Raw genomic sequence first — 1,326 nt, forward strand, 5'->3', positions numbered from 1 at the left:
GGGTGGCGGGCAGTGGTGCTCGTGCCCGTGGCCGCGGCCCTTGTCGTGGCCGCGTCCCTTTCCGGGTCCGTCGTCGTGATGTCCGCCACCCCGGGCGGTCGCGCGGCCGCCGCTTCCGGCGTAGGCGTACGCCTCGACGGAGGCTCCGTCGTCGCCGGTGCCGACCACCGCGTAGGCGCAGCTATCGGCCACCGCCGGAGTGGTCGACAGGGTCGCCCACAGCAGGACCGGGACGGCCAGCATGCGTCTGGCTAAGGCTCTGTTCACCCGGGGAGCATGGGCTCGCGCGCGCCCGCGCACGCGGGACCCGGGAACGGTTCGCCCGAACGGGTGGAGCGCGGACCGGTGAGGTTTGAGACAGGTTCTGATCGCTTGTGATTGAACGCTGGTCAATTCCCAAAAGGTATTTGTCGGTTTCGGTGACGCCTGCGGCGGCCCCCCGGAGGCTTTGGTGTGTGACCAAGAACGGACCGGCAATTTCCGCTTTTGCTCGCCCTGTTGGGCAATGATCAGTACATTCGGCTCGGACAGGAGTCCGACCCCCGCCCGATCCCCGGGCGGACCAGGTACGACCACGACACGACGACGGCTTGGAGACCCCGATGGAACGCCCCGCCTGGGCCCCGCCAGGTATCGACATATCGGTGCCGAGCGTGTCCCGTATCTACGATTACTACCTGGGCGGCTCCCACAATTTCGAGGTCGACCGCCAGGCCGCGCGCCGGGCCATGGAATTCATGCCGGGCCTGCCCAAGATCATGCAGGCCAACCGGGCCTTCATGCGCCGCGCCGTCCGCCACGCCGTCGCCGAGGGCGTCACCCAGTTCCTCGACATCGGCTCCGGCATCCCCACCTTCGGCAACGTGCACGAGATAGCCCGCGCCGCCACCCCCGAGGCCCGCGTCGTCTACGTCGACCACGACCCGGTCGCCGTCGCGCACAGCCGGGCCGTCCTCGCCGGCGACGACCAGACCGGCGTCATCGCCGCCGACCTGCGCAAACCACAGGACATCCTGGCCGCCCCCGAGGTCGGCCGGCTGCTGGACCCCGACCGGCCCGTCGCCCTGATGCTCATCGCCGTCCTGCACTTCCTGGAGGACGCCGACCAGCCCTACGCCGCCGTCGCCGAGCTGCGCGACGCCCTGGCCCCGGGCAGCATGCTCATCCTCACCCACGCCTCCTACGAGGGCATCCCGCTCAGCGAGGACGTCGCCGCCGGGACCGTCGGCGTCTACCGCGACATCCGCAACCCGCTCGTCATGCGCGGCCACGAGGAGATCACCCGCTTCTTCGACGGGTTCGAGCTGCTGGAGCCCGGCGTGGTCT

General features: G+C 70.2%; 1 protein-coding gene and 1 pseudogene. One reads left to right on the forward strand and one right to left on the reverse strand.

Going from position 1 to position 1,326, the window contains the following annotated elements; translation table 11 throughout:
* Positions 1-267 (reverse strand): annotated as a pseudogene (locus VR44_RS38335) (hypothetical protein); the annotation flags it as partial.
* A gap of 335 nt (positions 268-602) precedes the next feature.
* On the opposite strand from VR44_RS38335, the gene VR44_RS38340 reads away from it, so the two are divergent.
* The coding region (locus VR44_RS38340; protein WP_045952306.1) for an SAM-dependent methyltransferase at positions 603-1,326 on the forward strand (724 nt) is incomplete at its 3' end.

It is taken from the genome of Streptomyces katrae (assembly GCF_000966975.1).
Classification (GTDB): Bacteria; Actinomycetota; Actinomycetes; order Streptomycetales; family Streptomycetaceae; genus Streptomyces; species Streptomyces katrae.